This is a genomic window from Pseudomonas sp. 2822-17, assembly GCF_002742485.1.
Lineage (GTDB): Bacteria > Pseudomonadota > Gammaproteobacteria > Pseudomonadales > Pseudomonadaceae > Aquipseudomonas > Aquipseudomonas cyclaminis.
The window spans coordinates 1-277 of sequence record NZ_LJRZ01000103.1 but is presented as its reverse complement, the minus strand read 5'-3'; the positions used below and the strand labels follow the sequence as shown (position 1 = coordinate 277).

Below are 277 nucleotides of genomic sequence, written 5' to 3'. Positions count from 1 at the left end.
GTTTCGTTCTGATAAGGAGATGCATCGGCAGTACCTGTTTCTATCCAAGTAAAGTCTGTCAGGTACTGGAGCATTTCTTCTATACTGTTCGTTCCTAATGACCAAAGAATTATTTGGCCAATGAAGAAAACAATAAAGTGGACAGTAGCACTAATCCGATACTTCTTAGCAATGTATTTAGGGTCTTTGTTTCGTTCCATCATTTGATAATCTTTTTCTGTTAATAGTTCTACTTTTCGTAGCTTACCTATTTGTTTTCGCATCCATCGATCAAGTC

The 277-nt window shown here is 36.8% G+C and carries 1 protein-coding gene; it reads right to left on the bottom strand.

From position 1 onward, the window contains the following. Positions 1-277 (bottom strand): hypothetical protein (locus AOA60_RS33230; RefSeq protein ID WP_218240484.1); only part of this gene is annotated, 277 nt, incomplete at both ends.